Annotated in this window: 13 protein-coding genes and 1 other RNA gene; 2 read left to right on the plus strand and 12 right to left on the minus strand. The window is 63.0% G+C overall.

The genetic code is table 11. From position 1 onward, the window contains the following. Positions 1-47: 47 nt before the first annotated feature. The 4 genes from glmM to ACEW7X_RS11410 all read right to left on the minus strand — a co-directional run bounded on the left by glmM (position 48) and on the right by ACEW7X_RS11410 (position 5,060). A complete protein-coding gene (glmM, locus tag ACEW7X_RS11395) occupies positions 48-1,397 on the minus strand; it encodes a phosphoglucosamine mutase (RefSeq protein ID WP_068370224.1) in 1,350 nt (449 codons plus the stop codon). Further along, positions 1,384-2,235 carry a dihydropteroate synthase gene (gene folP / locus ACEW7X_RS11400; RefSeq protein ID WP_068370226.1) on the minus strand — a complete coding sequence of 284 codons (852 nt, stop codon included), beginning with the start codon at positions 2,233-2,235 and terminating at the stop codon, positions 1,384-1,386. The genes glmM and folP overlap by 14 nt, the downstream gene beginning before the upstream one ends. 25 nt (positions 2,236-2,260) lie before the next feature. Further along, complete coding sequence (gene ftsH, locus ACEW7X_RS11405; RefSeq protein ID WP_068370228.1) at positions 2,261-4,189, minus strand: ATP-dependent zinc metalloprotease FtsH; 1,929 nt, start codon at positions 4,187-4,189, stop codon at positions 2,261-2,263. Between the two features lie 235 nt (positions 4,190-4,424). Next, entirely contained in the window at positions 4,425-5,060 is a 636-nt protein-coding gene (locus ACEW7X_RS11410; RefSeq protein ID WP_068370230.1) for an RlmE family RNA methyltransferase, read from the minus strand. 18 nt (positions 5,061-5,078) lie between these two features. On the opposite strand from ACEW7X_RS11410, the gene ACEW7X_RS11415 reads away from it, so the two are divergent. After that, the gene (locus tag ACEW7X_RS11415) at positions 5,079-5,627 is read left to right on the plus strand and encodes a YhbY family RNA-binding protein (protein WP_420177204.1); all 549 of its coding nucleotides are present in this window, start codon (positions 5,079-5,081) and stop codon (positions 5,625-5,627) included. A gap of 142 nt (positions 5,628-5,769) precedes the next feature. Here the strand turns inward: ACEW7X_RS11415 and greA are convergent, their stop codons facing one another. The 4 genes from greA to carA form a co-directional block, all read right to left on the minus strand. Then, positions 5,770-6,246 (minus strand): transcription elongation factor GreA, encoded by a 477-nt coding sequence (gene greA / locus ACEW7X_RS11420; RefSeq protein WP_068370234.1) that lies wholly within the window; start codon positions 6,244-6,246, stop codon positions 5,770-5,772. A 483-nt stretch (positions 6,247-6,729) separates the two neighbouring features. Next, positions 6,730-8,052, minus strand: coding sequence for a solute carrier family 23 protein (locus tag ACEW7X_RS11425; protein WP_068370237.1), 1,323 nt, complete (start codon positions 8,050-8,052; stop codon positions 6,730-6,732). Between the two features lie 178 nt (positions 8,053-8,230). Further along, positions 8,231-11,479 (minus strand): carbamoyl-phosphate synthase large subunit, encoded by a 3,249-nt coding sequence (carB, locus tag ACEW7X_RS11430; protein WP_068370239.1) that lies wholly within the window; start codon positions 11,477-11,479, stop codon positions 8,231-8,233. A 13-nt stretch (positions 11,480-11,492) separates the two neighbouring features. After that, positions 11,493-12,647 carry a glutamine-hydrolyzing carbamoyl-phosphate synthase small subunit gene (gene carA / locus ACEW7X_RS11435; RefSeq protein WP_068370465.1) on the minus strand — a complete coding sequence of 385 codons (1,155 nt, stop codon included), beginning with the start codon at positions 12,645-12,647 and terminating at the stop codon, positions 11,493-11,495. Positions 12,648-12,978: 331 nt separating this feature from the next. On the opposite strand from carA, the gene tal reads away from it, so the two are divergent. After that, on the plus strand, positions 12,979-13,944 hold the full coding sequence (gene tal, locus ACEW7X_RS11440; protein ID WP_127774733.1) for a transaldolase: 966 nt from the start codon (positions 12,979-12,981) through the stop codon (positions 13,942-13,944). Between the two features lie 144 nt (positions 13,945-14,088). On the opposite strand, the gene recR is transcribed toward tal, so the two are convergent. The 4 genes from recR to ffs form a co-directional block, all read right to left on the minus strand. Next, positions 14,089-14,700 (minus strand): recombination mediator RecR, encoded by a 612-nt coding sequence (gene recR / locus ACEW7X_RS11445; protein ID WP_253102242.1) that lies wholly within the window; start codon positions 14,698-14,700, stop codon positions 14,089-14,091. A 12-nt stretch (positions 14,701-14,712) separates the two neighbouring features. Beyond that, positions 14,713-15,039, minus strand: coding sequence for a YbaB/EbfC family nucleoid-associated protein (locus ACEW7X_RS11450; RefSeq protein WP_068370245.1), 327 nt, complete (start codon positions 15,037-15,039; stop codon positions 14,713-14,715). Between the two features lie 51 nt (positions 15,040-15,090). After that, positions 15,091-17,496: a DNA polymerase III subunit gamma/tau gene (dnaX, locus tag ACEW7X_RS11455; RefSeq protein WP_253102244.1), complete on the minus strand. Its 2,406-nt coding sequence runs from the start codon at positions 17,494-17,496 to the stop codon at positions 15,091-15,093. A 128-nt stretch (positions 17,497-17,624) separates the two neighbouring features. Further along, an RNA gene (gene ffs, locus ACEW7X_RS11460) (signal recognition particle sRNA small type) lies at positions 17,625-17,722 on the minus strand. Between the last annotated feature and the right edge of the window lie 29 nt (positions 17,723-17,751).

Genomic DNA, 17,751 nt, shown 5'->3' on the forward strand with positions numbered 1-17,751 from the left:
CAAGGCATCATAGTGTCGCTCAGCGACATTTCAAGTCATTGACACTTTCATGAAGCCTGGGTGAAGTTTACGCTGGCCAGATGCTGCGCGCACGAACGAGCCAGTTCCGCTTCCTCCGCTTCGACCATCAGCCGCAGCTTAGGTTCGGTACCGGAAGCACGGATCAAAATCCGGCCACGGCCAGCCAGTCGCGCTTCCACGTCCGCTTGCGCCGCCTTGAGGCCCGGATGAGCCTGCCAGTCAGTCCCGGGGTTCAGGGGCACATTGATCATGACTTGCGGATACATTTTCAGATCGGACACCCAATCGGCGAGTGTCACGTTATTGCGGCTCAAGGCCGCCATCACCTGCAGCGCGGCGATGATACCGTCACCCGTGCGATGGCAATCCAGGCACAGCAGGTGTCCGGAACTTTCGCCGCCAAACAGCCAGCCGCGTTGCAGCAACTGCTCCAGCACATAACGGTCACCGACCTTGGCACGCACGAAGGGAATGCCGAGTTTCTTCATCTGCAGCTCGAAGCCGTAGTTGGTCATCAGCGTACCCACCACGCCTTCCACCGGGCCACGCTTGAGGCGGTCCAGCACAATAGCGTACAGCAATTCATCGCCGTCGTAGATGCGGCCATTGCCGTCGACCATCTGGATGCGGTCGGCATCGCCGTCGAGCGCCACGCCCATGTCCGCGCCACGAACCAGCACTTCGGTGGCCAGCGCTTCGGTATGCAGTGCGCCCACGCCTTCGTTGATGTTCAGGCCGTCAGGCGAGCAGCCGATGGCATGCACCGTCGCGCCCAATTCGCGGAACACGTGCGGCGCGATGTGGTAAGCCGCGCCGTGCGCGGCATCCACCACGACCTTCTTGCCGCTCAGGTCCAGATCATTGGGGAACGTGCTCTTGCAGAACTCGATGTAGCGCCCCGATGCGTCGTCCAGGCGCTGGGCCCGGCCCAGCTTTTCCGATTCCACACAGCTGATGGGCTGCTCCAGCGCTGCCTCGATGGCGGCTTCGGTCTCATCGGGCAGCTTCATGCCCTGATCGGAAAAGAACTTGATGCCGTTGTCGTAATACGGGTTGTGCGAGGCACTGATCACCACACCGGCATTCAAGCGGAACGCGCGCGTGAGGTAGGCGATGGCGGGCGTCGGCAGCGGACCGGCCAGCAGAACGTCGATGCCTGCCGCCGACAGGCCCGCTTCCAGCGCCGACTCCAGCATGTAACCGGAAATTCGCGTGTCCTTGCCGATCAGCACGCGGGGCCGGCCGGAACCGGCATAGCTCTGCGCCAGCACCTTGCCGGCTGCATAACCCAACTTGAGGGCGAATTCCGCATTGATCACCGGACCGCCAACCTTGCCGCGCACCCCGTCGGTGCCGAAATACTTACGCTTCGTCATTTGAGATATACCCCTGTTCCGCAGCCTGCCACACTTTCAGCGCATCGCATGTGGCTGCCACGTCGTGCACTCTGATAATTTTTGCACCTCGGGCCACGCACGCCAGTGCGCCAGCCAGGCTCCCCGCCACACGCTGCGCCACCGGACGGCCCGTGGCCGCGCCTATCATGGTCTTGCGCGACAACCCGATCAACAGAGGCAGGCCGGCAGCCAGCAGTTCAGGCAGCCGTTTGAGCAATTCGTAATTTTGATCCGCCGTCTTGCCGAAGCCGAAGCCGGGATCCAGGCAAAGACGCTTACGCGCCACGCCTGCCGCTTCCAGCGCTGCGACCCGCTGCGCCAGGAAAGCAGCGATATCGCCAGCCACGTCCTGGTAGACAGGCGACTGCTGCATGGTGCGCGGTTCGCCCTGCATGTGCATGACGCACAGGCCGCAACGGCTGTCGGCGACTGCTGCTACCGCTTCCGGCGTGCTGAAACCGGCAATATCGTTGATCATGTCGGCGCCGGCATCCAGTACGCGGCGCATGACTTCGGGCTTGCAGGTATCCACAGAGAGCGGTACTCCTGCGCCCTGCAGGGCGCGCACTACCGGCAGCACCCTGGCCAGTTCATCCTCGACCGACACCGGCTGCGCGCCGGGCCGTGTCGATTCACCGCCGATATCCAGGATATCGGCGCCTTCTTCCAGCAACTGCCAGGCATGGGCGATGGCCTGCTCCGGAGCATCGTGCTGTCCGCCATCTGAAAAGGAGTCCGGCGTTGCATTGACGATCCCCATGACAAGCGGACGCTTGAGCGCCAGCTCAAAGCGTCCGCAAAGCAGCGTATCTACCATGTGTGCAGAATTTGTACCGCAATAATCAGACCGTCGGCGACGAGGGCGCACTGTTGCCAGCGGCGTCGTCTTCCCCGGACTTCACGCCAGCCGACGGCGCGCCAGGCGCGGCATCGTTGCCGTTGCTGTCGCTGGGGGCATCCGGCACGTGGGGAGGACGAGGCTTGCGCCCGGCCATGATGTCCTCGATCTGGTCGAAGTCGATGGTTTCCCATTCCAGCAGCGCCTTGGTCATGACTTCGACCTTCTCGCGGTTGTCTTCGAGGATCTTGCGTGCCACGGCATACTGCTCGTCGATGATCTTGCGGATTTCCGCATCGACCTTCTGCATGGTGGCTTCGGACATATTGGTCGTCTTGGTCACGCTGCGGCCGAGGAATACCTCGCCTTCGTTATCCGCATAGACCATCGGGCCCAGGGATTCCGTCATGCCGTAACGCGTCACGATGTCGCGGGCGATGGCCGTGGCGCGTTCGAAGTCGTTCGAGGCGCCAGTGGTCATCTGGTGCATGAAGATTTCTTCGGCAATACGGCCGCCGAACAGCACGGCGATGGTATTGAGCAAGCGCTCTTTGTCCATGCTGTAGCGGTCGCCTTCCGGCAGTTGCATCGTCACGCCCAGCGCACGACCGCGCGGGATGATGGTGACCTTGTGTACGGGATCGGTCTTGGGCAGGCAACGCGCCACGACGGCGTGGCCGGACTCGTGGTAGGCCGTGTTGCGGCGCTCTTCCTCGGGCATCACGATGGAGCGGCGTTCCGCACCCATGATGATCTTGTCCTTGGCCTTTTCGAAGTCAACCATGTCCACGGTGCGGCCATTGCGGCGGGCAGCAAACAGCGCGGCCTCATTAACCAGGTTGGCCAGGTCGGCGCCCGAGAAGCCAGGCGTGCCACGGGCCAGCACGTGAGCATCCACGTTCGGCGCCACCGGCACCTTGCGCATGTGCACCTTGAGGATCTGGTCGCGACCACGGACGTCGGGCAGCGGCACCACGACCTGGCGATCGAAGCGGCCTGGACGCGTCAGCGCCGGGTCCAGCACGTCGGGACGGTTGGTCGCGGCGATCACGATCACGCTCTGGCCGGATTCGAAACCGTCCATTTCCACCAGCATCTGGTTCAGCGTCTGTTCGCGCTCGTCGTTACCGCCGCCCAGGCCGGCGCCACGCTGGCGGCCGACTGCGTCGATTTCGTCGATGAAGATGATGCAAGGCGCATGCTTCTTGGCGTTTTCGAACATGTCGCGCACGCGGGCAGCGCCCACGCCGACGAACATTTCAACGAAGTCGGAACCGGAAATGCTGAAGAACGGTACCTTGGCTTCGCCGGCGATGGCCTTGGCCAGCAGCGTCTTGCCGGTACCGGGCGAGCCCACCATCAGCACGCCACGGGGAATCCGGCCGCCCAGCTTCTGGAATTTGCTCGGGTCGCGCAGGAAATCGACGATTTCCTGAACATCTTCCTTGGCTTCATCGCAACCGGCAACGTCGGCGAACGTTACGGTGTTGTTGCTTTCATCCAGCATGCGCGCACGCGATTTGCCGAAGCTGAAGGCGCCCCCGCGCCCGCCACCCTGCATCTGACGCATGAAGAAGACCCAGACCCCGATAAGCAGGAGCATCGGGAACCAGGAAATGAAGATGCTCATCAGCATGGACGGCTCTTCACGCGGCTTGCCCGACACCTGCACCCCGTACTTCATCAGGTCAGGCACCATCCACAGGTCGCCCGGCGCCGTCAGGGAGTACGGACGGCCTGCGTCCGGCGTCACGATCAGCGTGTCGCCCTGCACGTCCACGGAACGAATGCGCCCCCCACGCGCGTCCTCCATGAACTGCGTGTAGCTCACGCGGTCCTGACTGGGCGCGCGGCTATCAAACTGCTTGAAGACCGTGAAGAGGACGAGTGCAATCACCATCCACACGGCCACTTTGGAAAACGAATTGTTCAAGGTCGATCTCCTGCTCTGATTCCGACCAGATGACGCGGCAAGCCCCCTCGCTGCGCCGTCATGAGTTTGTCAATATGTCCCATTCTACCCTGCCTGCGCAAGATCGTCTGGAAACGGGCATTTCAGATCCCTTCAGCCTGTTCGCCGGCCTGTCCTGCCGGGAAGCACCTTCTGAAGGTGAAAAAGAGCGCAACCGCGTTACTGTCAACGACGCAACGCACCGAAACACGCCATTTCACGGTTTCAGGCCGACACCGACGATGAAGGTTTCCGAGGATTTGTCGCGCGAGGCCTTGGGCTTGCGCTCCACCACCCGGCGAAACACTCCCTTGAAATCGGCAACAATTTGTGAGAACCCACTGCCATGGAACGCCTTGACGATCAACGCGCCATCCGGCTTGAGATGCGCCTGCGCAAATTCGAGCGCCAGTTCGCACACATGCTGGATGCGTGCCGAATCTGCAGCGCCCACACCGGATAGATTGGGGGCCATATCGGAAATAACAAGATCCACGGCGGCGCCTTGCAGCTCTTCTTCAAGCTGGCGCAGCACTTCGTCTTCCCGGAAGTCCCCCTGGATGAAGGTAACCCCTGCGATGGGTTCCATCGGCAACAGGTCCAGCGCCACGATACGACCGTCAACCGTTCCGCCCGCGCCCACCAGCCGCTCGCGTGCAACCTGGGACCAACTGCCCGGCGCAGCACCGAGATCAACCACCACATCCCCTCGGCGCATCAACTTTTCACTGTCGAGAATCTCGATCAGCTTGAACGCCGCACGCGCGCGATAGCCCTTCTGTTGTGCCATTTTCACATAAGGGTCGTTAATATGCTGTTGCAACCAACTTTTAGAAAATTTCTTCTTAGCCATTCTCGTACAATCCGGTTCATGCCGAATCTAGAAATCACTCCACGCGAGCGCAGCGCCCTGCGCGCCGCCGCCCACTCCCTGCACCCGGTCGTACTGATCGGGGATCGCGGGCTGACTGACGCCGTTATTCAGGAAATCGACCGCAATCTTAACGCCCATGGGCTGATCAAAGTACGCGCGGGCGGCGAAGATCGCGAAAGCCGCGAAGAAATCATCGCCACGATCTGCGAGCAGCTCTCCTGCGCCCTGGTGCATCACCTCGGCAAGATGCTGATTCTGTACCGTCCCACCGTCGAAAAAGAAACGCAAGCCCAGGGCCGCCGCAACAACGATGTCTACGTGCCCAAGAAACAGGCTGCAGCTGGCCGCAGTGCTCCCAAGCCTGCGTCGCGCCGCCAGGCCAATGCCGAACCGGCCAAACCGGCGCGCAGGGATCCCTACGACACCGACCGCCCGGCCCGCCCCACCCTGCACAAGAGCAAGACCGCTGGCCGCAGCAGCCTGGGCGGCAATGTCCGTCGCGGCAGCTCGATGACACTGCGCGCTGGCGCACGTCGCGGCCGCTGAGCTACGCATGACGGGCCGCCACAGGCCCGTCCGGCACCGCGCATTGCGCGCAGCCAACAAAAACGGGCCAGATGGCCCGTCATTTCTGCTTTGCCAACGGCGCATCGCTGCGCCGCCGGCCAGAGTCACCGCGCGCTGCCTTTCAGGCGTAGCGCACGCTGATGATTTCATACTCCTTGAGACCGGATGGCGCGTTGACCTCAACGACGTCACCAGCACTCTTGCCGATCAGCGCACGGGCCACCGGACTGGAAACCGAAATGCGGTTCGCGCGGATATCCGCTTCGACGTCACCCACGATCTGGTACACCACCCGGACTTCGCTTTCCAGGTCTTCGATTTCCACGGTTGCGCCGAACACCACCCGGCCCTCGCCGTCCAGTTCGGACGGATTGATGATTTGCGCGTTTGACAGCGTTCCTTCCAGCTCGGCGATCCGGCCTTCAATGAAGCCCTGACGCTCACGCGCCGCATCGTACTCGGCATTTTCCGACAGGTCGCCCTGGGCCCGTGCATCGGCGATCGCCGCAATTACAGTGGGACGTTCAACGGTTTTCAACTGATGCAATTCGGCTTGCAGACGTTCAACGCCACTCGCAGTCAACGGAATAGCAGGCATGTCTCTTCCTACACAACAAACAGCGCCTTGCCTCAAGGATAAGGCGCCTAGACTAGAACCGTACCGGTCTAAGCCTGTACGGGCGTTCATCACCAGGCGACGAAACCCCTCGCCACCTGGAAAAAACCCGATCTGCCAAGCAGATCGGGCCAGCAAAATCGCGGGCCGGCGTTGCCGCCAGCCGCGAAAGAAATCGGAGAAAATCTGGTTCCGCCTGACTGGCGGAAACCGGGGCGTTCTCTGCGCGGCCTTCATGGCGCGCCTACGCGCTGGCCACAGGCCAGCAGCAGGCCCCAGGCATCCAGGAGAACCCTGAACACCACAAAACAAAACCCCGGAACGTACTGAACCGGGGTGTGCGTTAATGACATTGTCGGCAAACTTGCAGGGAAAAGCAAGTACCCTAGGGGCTTTCTGCAAACATCTCCGGCGGCGCGCGCCAAGGCGCTGATTCGCGGCCCTGCGCGCGCACCGGAGCGGGCCTCAAGGCTGGACGGCCGTTTTGCGGCTGCGCAACAAGGCGTACAGAATGATCGCGCCGAAGGTAGCCGTCCCGATACCGTTAAGCGTGAAATTGCCGATGGACAGCGAGAAATCACCCGCTCCCATGACCAGCGTAACGGCCGCGACAATCAGGTTGCGGTTGTCGCTGAAATCCACCTTGTTCACCACCCAGATACGGGCACCAGCGACCGCGATCAGGCCAAACACCACCACCGACACCCCGCCCAGCACCGGGCCGGGGATCGTCTGGATGAGGGCACCGAACTTGGGCGAGAACCCCAGCACGCAGGCAAACAGTGCCGCCACCACGAAAACCAGGGTGGAATAGATGCGAGTAACAGCCATCACGCCGATGTTTTCCGCGTAGGTCGTCACACCCGTCCCGCCCACGCTGCCGGAAATCATGGTGGCCACGCCGTCACCGACGAATGCCCGACCCATGTAGCTATCGAGATCCTTGCCCGTCATGGCGCTGACCGCCTTGATGTGCCCCAGGTTCTCCGCCACCAGGATGACGGCGACTGGTGCGATCAGGCCCATGGCTGTCCACTGGAACTCTGGTGCATGAAAGGTCGGCAAGCCGATCCATGCCGCCTGCGAGACCAGGGTGAAATCTATCGGCGTACCCAGGCCCGCGACATTCGTCAGCAGGAAATACAGCACGCAGGCCAGGAACAAGCCTACCAGGATCAGCAAACGCTGCACCATGCCGCCAGTCCACACGGCCACGCCGCCAACGCAGAGCATGGTCGCCAGGGCCATCAAGGCATCGAAGGTAGACCCACCCATGGCCCCTTTGGCCGCGATGGGTGCAAGATTCAGGCCAATCACCGCCACCACGGCGCCGGTCACGACCGGCGGCATCAGCTTTTCGATGAGGATGCTTGCACCGCCGCGGGTCTTGCTGTTGTACCACCACACAAGCAGACCAATCAGCGTATAGACCAGGCCGCAGGCGATGATGGCTCCCAGCGCCACGGCAATATTGGGGTTTGGCCCGCCGCCGGCGTAGCCTGTCACGGCAATCACCCCGCCGATGAATGCGAAGCTGGAACCCAGGTAGCTGGGAACTCGGCCGCCGACGAACAGGAAGAACAACAGCGTGCCGACACCAGACATCAGAATCGCGACGTTGGGATCAAAGCCCATGAGCAATGGGGCCAGCACGGTCGAGCCGAACATCGCGACCACGTGCTGCACCCCCATGGCCGCCGTTTGCGGCCATGGCAGCCGGTCTTCGGGACCGATAACCGACTGGGCCGGATCAGCCAGCCGCCAGCGCGGGAAATAACTACCAGACATACGGAAACTCCAGAAAAAACCAAGAAGAACTTGCCGCCGTTCCCAGCCCCGGACGCGGCTGCCTGCCGCGCCCGACTCCAGCCAGGATCAGGAAAAATGCACCCGCCGTCAAAACAGCAGGCCGCAAAAAAGGCGGCGAGAAGAAAATCCTCATCGCCGCCTCGTTAGACTCTGGCTATCAGGCCTGCTGCTTGCGCAGGTCTTCGTGCAAGCCCTGCAGCGAGTAAACCTGCAGGCCACCGCCTTGGTGCAGATACTGCAGGCCTTCCACCGCAGCGCGGGCGCCGGCGATGGTCGTGAACTGCATCACACGCGCAGCCAGCGCATGGGTGCGGATGGCGCGCGAGTCGGCGATGGCATTGCGGCGCTCTTCCACGGTGTTGATCACCAGGTTGATTTCGCCATTCTTCAGCATGTCCACCACGTGCGGACGGCCTTCCGTCACCTTGTTGACCACCTGCACCGGGATGCCGGCGTTTTCGAGTTCAGCCGCCGTGCCACGCGTGGCCAGCAGCTTGAAACCCAGCGCATGCAGGCCACGGGCCACCTCGACGGCGCGGGCCTTGTCGCGGTTGCGCACGCTGATGAAGGCCGTGCCGGAAGCGGGCAGGCGCTCCCCTGCGCCCAACTGTGCCTTGACGAAGGCTTCGCCGAACGTGGCGCCCACACCCATGACTTCACCGGTGGACTTCATTTCCGGTCCGAGCAACGTATCGACGCCAGGAAACTTCACGAAGGGGAACACCGCTTCCTTCACGGAGAAGTAAGACGGCACCACTTCGCGCTCGACACCCTGGGCGGCCAGCGTCTTGCCTGCCATGACACGCGCGGCGATCTTCGCCAGTTGCAGGCCGGTGACCTTGGAGACGTAAGGCACGGTACGCGAAGCGCGCGGGTTCACTTCCAGCACGTAGACATCGCCGTCCTGGATAGCGAACTGCACGTTCATCAAGCCCTTCACGTTCAACGCACGGGCCATCAGCGCGGTCTGGCGCTTGATTTCCGCCACAGCATCTTCGGACAGCGAATACGGCGGCAGGCTGCAAGCAGAGTCGCCCGAGTGCACGCCAGCCTGTTCGATGTGCTCCATCACGCCGCCGACGAAAACGGTCTCGCCATCGGAAATGCAATCCACGTCGACTTCGGTCGCGTTGTTCAGGAAGTGATCCAGCAACACCGGAGAGTCGTTGCTGACCTTCACGGCCTCGCGCATGTAGCGCTCAAGGTCCTGCTGCTCGTGCACGATTTCCATGGCGCGGCCACCCAGCACGTAGCTTGGGCGCACCACCAGCGGATAGCCGATTTCGCCGGCATGCGCCAGGGCTTCCGCCTCGGTGCGTGCGGTGCGGTTGGAAGGCTGGCGCAGGCCGAGCTTGTTCAACAGCTTCTGGAAGCGTTCGCGATCTTCGGCAACGTCGATGGATTCCGGGCTGGTACCGATGATGGGCACGCCATTGGCTTCCAGGGCACGCGCCAGTTTCAGCGGAGTCTGGCCGCCATACTGGACGATCATGCCGACCGGCTGTTCCTTGTTGACGATTTCCAGCACGTCTTCGAGCGTCAGTGGTTCGAAGTACAGGCGATCGGAAGTGTCGTAGTCGGTGGAGACGGTTTCCGGGTTGCAGTTGACCATGATGGTTTCGTAGCCATCCTCGCGCAGGGCGAGCGCTGCGTGCACGCAGCAGTAGTCGAACTCGATGCCCTGGCCGATGCGGTTCGGCCCGCCACCCAGCACGATGATTTTCTTGCGATCCGACGGCGCCGCTTCGCACTCTTCCTCGTAGGTGGAGTACATGTACGCCGTGCGCGTAGCGAATTCGCCTGCGCAGGTATCAACGCGCTTGTACACCGGACGGATATCCAGCTGGTGACGCAGCTTGCGCACTTCGCCTTCGGAGGTATCCAGCAGGAACGCCAGACGACGATCGGAGAAACCGCGACGCTTCAGTTCACGCAGGCTGACGGCATCCAGATCGGCCAGCGTGCGCTGTTCCAGCGCCAGCTCGATATCGACGATTTCCTTGATCTGCGCCAGGAACCACGGGTCGATGCTGGTCAGCTGGTGCACTTCTTCCAGGCTGAAGCCCTGGGCAAAAGCGTCGCCCACGTACCAGATGCGTTCCGGGCCGGGTTCGCCCAGCTCGACCTGCAGCTTTTCACGGTCCGTCGTCTTCTGATTCAGGCCGTCGACGCCGACTTCCAGGCCGCGCAAGGCTTTCTGGAAGGATTCCTGGAAGGTGCGACCGATGGCCATGACTTCGCCGACCGACTTCATCTGCGTGGTCAGGCGCGAATCTGCCGAGGGGAATTTTTCGAAAGCGAAACGCGGCACCTTGGTGACCACGTAGTCGATGGTCGGCTCGAAGGAGGCCGGCGTCGCGCCGCCGGTGATTTCATTGCGCAGCTCGTCGAGCGTATAGCCCACGGCCAGACGCGCCGCCACCTTGGCGATCGGAAAACCGGTGGCCTTGGACGCCAGCGCCGAGGAACGCGATACGCGCGGGTTCATCTCGATGACGATCATGCGGCCGTTCTTGGGGTTGACCGCGAACTGCACGTTGGAACCGCCGGTATCCACACCGATTTCACGCAGCACCGCGATAGACGCGTTGCGCATGATCTGGTATTCCTTGTCCGTCAACGTCTGAGCCGGCGCCACGGTGATGGAGTCGCCCGTATGCACGCCCATCGGGTCCAGGTTTTCGATGGAGCAGACGATGATGCAGTTGTCCGCCTTGTCGCGGACGACTTCCATCTCGAATTCCTTCCAGCCCAACAGCGATTCTTCGATCAGCAGTTCTTTGGTCGGAGAAGCTTCCAGGCCGCGACGGCAGATGGTTTCGAATTCTTCAGCGTTGTAAGCAATGCCGCCACCGGTACCACCCAGCGTGAAGCTGGGACGGATGACCACGGGGAAACCGGACGTGCCGACATCGGCCGCGATGCGGCGCTGCACATCCCAGGCTTCGTCCATCGAGTGCGCCACGCCGGACTTGGCCGATTCCAGGCCGATGTCGGTCATGGCTTGCTTGAACAGCTGGCGGTCTTCGGCCTTTTCGATGGCCTTGGCATTGGCGCCGATCAATTCGACGCCATGGCGATCCAGCACGCCTTCACGGGCCAGGTCCAGCGCGCAATTCAGCGCGGTCTGACCGCCCATGGTCGGCAGCAGGGCATCGGGCTTCTCGCGCTCGATGATTTTTTCCAGCGCTTGCCAGGTGATGGGCTCGATATAGGTGACGTCCGCCGTTTCCGGGTCCGTCATGATGGTGGCAGGGTTGCTGTTCACCAGAATGGTGCGGTAGCCATCAGCCTTGAGGGCCTTGCAGGCCTGGGCGCCGGAATAATCGAATTCGCAAGCCTGGCCGATAATGATCGGACCCGCGCCGATGATGAGGATGCTTTTAATGTCTGTACGCTTGGGCATGGTAACGCTGTCTTCAGGATTTGGCGGTCATCAGGCTGACGAATTTGTTGAACAGCACGACAATGTCGCGCGGCCCGGGGCTGGCTTCAGGGTGCCCCTGGAAACCGAACGCGGGCCTGTCTGTCAATTCCACCCCCTGCAGCGTGCCGTCGAACAGCGAGATGTGCGTGACACGTGCATTGGCCGGCAGGGAATCGGCATCAACGGCGTAACCGTGATTCTGGCTCGTGATGTAGACGTTGCCGGTATCCAGTTCCTTGACCGGATGGTTGTTGCCGTGGTGGCCGTGACTCAGCTTGATGGTGCGAGCACCCAGCGCCAGACCCAGCAGCTGCATGCCCAGGCAAATGCCGAACAGCGGCACGCGGGCGTCAAGCAGCTCGCGCACGGCGGCGATGGACTGCGTGCAGGCGGCAGGGTCCCCTGGGCCATTAGACAGGAACACGCCATCGGGCGACATGGCCAGCACTTCGCTGGCAGGCATGGTGGCCGGCACCAGGGTGACGCGGCAGCCGGCATCGACCAGCAGACGCAGAATATTGCGCTTGACGCCGTAGTCGTAGGCCACGACATGGGGACGCTGGTTGTCCAGGACGGGGAAGCCCTCGCCCAGGTGCCAGGTACCTTCATTCCAGTTCTGCACTTCCTTGGTCGAGACCTGCTCGCCCAGGTTCTGCCCATCCATGCCAGGGAAGGCACGGGCCAATGCAATGGCCTGCTCGGCGTCATCACCAACCAGGATGCAGGCGCCCTGGGCGCCGCCTTCGCGCAGGATGCGCGTCAGCTTGCGGGTATCAATGCCGGAAATGGCGACGACATTCTGCTCGCGCAAGTAGGCCGGCAGCGATTTTTCCGAGCGGAAGTTGGAAACGCGCAGCGAACAGTCGCGCACGATCAGGCCGCCGGCGCAGACGGCCGGCGACTCGCAATCTTCGGCATTGATGCCGGTATTGCCAATATGAGGATAGGTCAGGGTAACGAGCTGCCCGGTATAGGACGGATCGGTCAGCACTTCCTGATAGCCCGTCATTGCGGTATTGAAAACCGCCTCGCCAACAGCATGGCCCGGCGCGCCGATGGAAACACCCCGGAAAACCGTGCCGTCTGCCAATGCGAGAATTGCAGGCGCAAGCTGGTCTACGCCCTCGGGAAAAATGGACGGCAACAAGGTCAAGATAAGCCCCAGTTCAAAAACGGTAAGTAAACCTTTGGATTATACCTTGCGTCTGGCTTCTGTTCGCAGAGTTTTACAGCCGCAGAGCACCGAATCTGCGCAGATTCCCGCACTGGCTGCCGCCTTGCACGATTTGGGAATGCTCCGATGCCATGGCGCAACAGAACCTTTCCATCCCGCTGCACCCATGCAAAGCCCCTGCCGCCTGATATCCAGCCCCACATCAGGACGGCACAAAATGCTACGCTTCCGGCAGCGCACCGTTACCGCCCCAAGGGCAGTCCGCCGCGCCCCAGAACATCTTTTTCTCCGGAGTTCCGCCACCATGCCTTCGTTGCTCGAATCCCTGCGCCGCCACACCACCGTCGTCGCCGACACCGGCGATTTCGCCGCGCTGAGGACCCTGCAGCCCACTGACGCCACCACCAACCCTTCGCTGATCCTCAAGGCAGCGCAAAAAGAGGAATACCGTCCGCTGCTCGAACGCGTGGTGGCCCAGCGCCCGGATGCCTCCACCCCTGAACTGCTCGACGACCTGCTGGTCGCCTTCGGCCGCGAAATCCTGGCCCTGATTCCCGGCCGGGTCTCGACCGAAGTCGACGCCCGCCTGTCGTTCGATACCCAGGCAACCGCCGAACGCGGCCGCGGCATCATCGCCCGCTACGAAGAAGCCGGCATCCCGCGCTCGCGCGTACTGATCAAGATTGCCTCCACCTGGGAAGGCATCCAGGCCGCCCGCATTCTGCAGGCCGAAGGTATACGCTGCAACATGACCCTGCTGTTCGCCCTGCCGCAGGCCGTCGCCTGCGCCGATGCCGGCGCGCAGCTGATTTCGCCGTTTGTGGGCCGCATCTACGATTGGTACAAGAAGCAAGCCGGCGCCGCCTGGGACGAGCCCGCCAATGCCGGCGCCAACGACCCTGGTGTCAAGTCGGTCAGCAACATCTACGCCTACTACAAGACCCACGGCATCGAAACGGAAATCATGGGCGCGAGCTTCCGCAATGCCGGGCAGATTCTGGCGCTGGCAGGCTGCGATCTCCTGACCATCAGCCCCGAACTGCTGACCGAACTGGCCGCGCAGAACGGCGAGGTCGAGCCCAGGCTGAATGCCGCCAGCGCGCGCGAGCAAGCGCCTGCCCTGCTGCCGTGCAACGAAATTGCCTTCCGCACCCAGCTCAACGACGACGCCATGGCCACGGAAAAGCTGGCCGAAGGCATACGCGCCTTCTCGGCCGATGCCGTCAAGCTGGACGCCCTGATCGAAGCGGCGCGCCAACGCGCCGCCTGACGTCTGGCCCAGCGGCGCCTGGCACCTATGCGCATGCCGGCGCCACGTACAGGCCAGACAAGAAAAACGCCTGCCGGACCATCTCGGTCCAGCAGGCATTTTTTTATTCCAGGCAGGGCACGACAGGCCAGCCCGGCCCAGCCACTACTCTGCGCTGCGGCGCTCCATCAGCGCCCAGGCGATCGTGCCCGCGTCCACATATTCCAGCTCACTGCCAGCCGGCACGCCACGTGCCAGGCGCGTCACCTTCAGGCCGCGTGCGGTCAGGGCTTCGGACAGAAAATGCGCCGTGGTTTCACCTTCGGCCGTGAAATTGGTGGCCAGGATCACCTCCCGCACCAGCCCGTCCGTCGCCCGGCGCAACAGCCGGTCGAAATCCAGTTCGCGCGGCCCGATGCCTTCCAGCGGCGCAAGGCGCCCCATCAATACATAGTACAGCCCGCGATACCCCTGGCTGGCTTCTATCGTATTCTGGTCGGCGGGCGTTTCCACGACGCACAGCAAACCTGGGTTCCGCCTGGGGTGGCTGCAGATTGCACAGGGATCCATTTCGGTGAAGTTGTTGCAGCGCGAGCAACGGCGCAGACGCGACAGCGCCCCGCCTATGCTGTCGGCAAGCTGGCGGGCGCCGTCCTGATCGTGCTGCATGAGGTGATACGCCATGCGGCGCGCGGAACGCACCCCTACGCCCGGCAAACGCCGCAGCGCGTCTATCAGTTCCCGCAAAGGCGCGGGTTCACCGGCAGGCGTATCCATCCCTCTGCGCCCTTAGAACGGCAGCTTCATGCCCGGGGGCAGCGGCATACCGGCGGTCGCGGCCGACATCTTTTCCTGGCTGGCGGCCTCGGCCTTGCGCAGCGCATCATTGAATGCGGCGGCAACCAGGTCTTCCAGCATGTCCTTGTCTTCGCCCAGCAGGCTGGGGTCGATGGTCACGCGGCGCACGTCGTGACGGCAGGTCATGGAAACCTTGACCAGGCCGCCGCCCGAAGCGCCATCCACGACCAATTCCGCCAGCGCTTCCTGCGCTTTTTTCATGTTTTCCTGCACTTGCTGTGCCTGGCGCATCAGGCCGGCAATTTGACCTTTCATCATGGTGCTGTCATTCCTTGCTTGCTTGGTGAAAATAGGGGCATCCAGGCACGCTCAGGCGTTGCCGGACGCCTCGGGCATGACTGCCCTGACCGAACCCGGATAGACCCGGGCGTCGAAATCCCGTTCGAGTTCCTGCACAAAAGGATCGGCCTGCACGGTTTCCTCGGCCACGCGCTGGCGCTCGGCGCGCACGGCCTCATCCACGGCGTAGGCAGTGCCTTCACCGGTTTCCGCAACCTCGATATCCAGATTGACCCGGCAACCGAAATATTCTTCCAGGCAGTGCCGCAGGCGGTCCCGGCCATTGACCTCGGCCAGGGTTCGTGCCGCCACTTTCAGACGGATGGTATTGCCCTTCACGCCCAGCCACTCGCTATGGCGCGCCAGTTCCGATGCCAGTCCGGTCACGGGCAGCGAGGCCGCAACCTCATACCAGGGCCGGTCCAGGGCAATGACGCCCGGCGTGGGCGCAGCTGACCTGGTCTGGCGCGGTGCCGATTCTGCTGGCCGGCGCGATACCGCACGGCTATCTGCCTGGCCTGCCCCCTGTTCTGCTGCGCGTCCCTTGCCGGCGGCACGCTGCGGCCGCGCTGAAACTTCCAGCTCATCATAGGCTTGCAGATCGTCGCCGGACGGCGGAAAGGCAGGAATGTCCATATCCCAGGGCGGAACGTCGCCATCTGGCGGCGCAGCGGACGCCCTTCCCTGCGGTCGCGCGATGGCCGGGCTGGCCTGGCGCTGGCTATCAGCCTCCGGCACGGCAGCCGAGCTGCGGCCATCGCCGCCGGCCATATGCCCAGGCGCCTCACGGCCGTCGGACCGGGCGGCGTTTGCTGGCGCATCCGCCCCGACAGGGGAACCCGCTGCTTCCGGCATGCCGGATATATTCTTGCTGTCAGTAGCCGGGCTGGCCGCTACAGCGGCTGGCTCGGCGGACTGCACCTGGTCCTGGTCCTGGACCGCCGCATCCGCAACATCTGCCGTGACGGATGGCGCAGCGGCCTCGGGTGCGCTGGCAGCCGCGCGAGACGCAGGCTGAACCGGTGTCGTAGCGGCCTGCGCGCTACCAATCGGCTCGGCCTGATCGACAGGCGCTGCCGGAACGGCAGCCGGAGCCGGCGAGGCCGTAACAGGAACAGGAGCGACGTCAGACGTAACGCCAGGAGCAACAACCTGCTGCGGGTTGGCAACGGCGCTCGCCCCCGCATTTGCCGGTGCAGGCGGCATGGTCGCACTGGATTGCCCGGACGACTCGGGCTGCGCGCACAGGCTGGGCTGGGCAGACGCAACGCTGGGCGCCGGCGCAGCGGCCGGCCTGGCATTGCCTGTATCCGTGCCTCCCGGGACGGGCGGCACGCCAGCCGCGCCGCCGGCCGAAGCCGACAACGACAGCATGCGCAACACCGTCATCACGAAGCCCGCATACTCATCCGGCGCCAGCGCCAGCTCGCCGCGACCATGCACCGCAACGGTGTAGAACAACTGGATGGCATCCGCGTCCATCCCTTGGGCCAGGCGGACGATATCCGCCCCCAGGGGATCATCCGCCGAGATCGCGGCCGGCACACGCTGGGCGACGGCGATACGCGACAGCAGCACCGCCAGGTCGCCCAGCGCACCGGAATACGACAGGCCGCGCACGGACAGTTCATCGGCAACCGCGAGGATGGCGGAACCATCCTGGGCCAGCAAGGCGTCCAGCAGTCGTACCAGATGACGCTGGTCTATGGTGCCCAGCATGCCGCGCACGGCTTCGTCCGTCATGCTGCCCGCGCTGTAGGCAATGGCCTGGTCAGTCAGCGACAAAGCGTCACGCATCGAGCCCGAGGCCGCCTGTGCGATCAGCCACAGGGCCTGCGTCTCGAAGGGAATGCCTTCTTCGCCCAGCACATGGCTGAGGTGGCCCACGATGGCATCGGCCGACATCTGCTTCAGGTTGAATTGCAGGCAGCGCGACAGGACCGTGGGTGGAATCTTCTGCGGATCAGTGGTCGCCAGGATGAACTTGACGTAGGGCGGCGGTTCTTCAAGCGTCTTGAGCATCGCGTTGAAGGCGTGCCCGGAAAGCATGTGCACTTCGTCGATCATGTAGACCTTGAAGCGCGCCGCGCTGGGCGCATATGCCGCTTGTTCGAGCAGTTGGGTCATTTCGTCGACGCCACGATTGGACGCAGCATCCAGCTCGACGTAATCCACGAAGCGGCCGGCATCAATTTCCGTACACGCACGGCAACATCCACAGGGGCGGGCCGTGATGCCGGTTTCGCAGTTCAGCGATTTGGCCAGGATGCGCGACAGTGTGGTTTTGCCCACTCCGCGCGTGCCGGTAAAGAGCCAGGCATGGTGCAGGCGCTGGGTCGTCAGCGCGTGCGTCAACGCACGCACGACGTGGTCTTGGCCGACCAGCGTGTCAAAGGATTTCGGGCGCCACTTTCGGGCAAGGACCAGATAACTCATTGCGCGATTGTAGAGCCTGTTGGCACATGCGCAAGATCACATTGCCAGATTATCCGGCCGCTTGTCCGGCATGGGGCGGAAACGAACAAGCCCGGTAGCGCTAACGCCACCGGGCTTGTTGAAATTCAAAAGGCGAGCCTGACTCCGGCACTGATTCTGCACGACTATGGCTGCTTCGTTCCCGACCTGACCAGATTCGCCGCCGAACCATGCGGAGGGGCCCGCCAAGCCGAATTCTAACAGAGTTTCATTTTA

Source organism: Kerstersia gyiorum (assembly GCF_048595715.1).
GTDB classification, from domain to species: domain Bacteria; phylum Pseudomonadota; class Gammaproteobacteria; order Burkholderiales; family Burkholderiaceae_B; genus Kerstersia; species Kerstersia gyiorum.

Excerpts from the sequence above, each read along its gene's own strand:
- recR (WP_253102242.1), bottom strand. The coding sequence starts at position 14,700 with ATGGATACGCCTGCCGGTGAACCCGCGCCTTTGCGGGAACTGATAGAC.
- glmM (WP_068370224.1), bottom strand. The coding sequence starts at position 1,397 with ATGACGAAGCGTAAGTATTTCGGCACCGACGGGGTGCGCGGCAAGGTT.
- ACEW7X_RS11425 (WP_068370237.1), bottom strand. The coding sequence starts at position 8,052 with ATGTCTGGTAGTTATTTCCCGCGCTGGCGGCTGGCTGATCCGGCCCAG.
- folP (WP_068370226.1), bottom strand. The coding sequence starts at position 2,235 with ATGGTAGATACGCTGCTTTGCGGACGCTTTGAGCTGGCGCTCAAGCGT.
- ACEW7X_RS11415 (WP_420177204.1), top strand. The coding sequence starts at position 5,079 with ATGCCGAATCTAGAAATCACTCCACGCGAGCGCAGCGCCCTGCGCGCC.
- ACEW7X_RS11450 (WP_068370245.1), bottom strand. The coding sequence starts at position 15,039 with ATGATGAAAGGTCAAATTGCCGGCCTGATGCGCCAGGCACAGCAAGTG.
- tal (WP_127774733.1), top strand. The coding sequence starts at position 12,979 with ATGCCTTCGTTGCTCGAATCCCTGCGCCGCCACACCACCGTCGTCGCC.
- carB (WP_068370239.1), bottom strand. The coding sequence starts at position 11,479 with ATGCCCAAGCGTACAGACATTAAAAGCATCCTCATCATCGGCGCGGGT.
- ACEW7X_RS11410 (WP_068370230.1), bottom strand. The coding sequence starts at position 5,060 with ATGGCTAAGAAGAAATTTTCTAAAAGTTGGTTGCAACAGCATATTAAC.
- greA (WP_068370234.1), bottom strand. The coding sequence starts at position 6,246 with ATGCCTGCTATTCCGTTGACTGCGAGTGGCGTTGAACGTCTGCAAGCC.
- dnaX (WP_253102244.1), bottom strand. The coding sequence starts at position 17,496 with ATGAGTTATCTGGTCCTTGCCCGAAAGTGGCGCCCGAAATCCTTTGAC.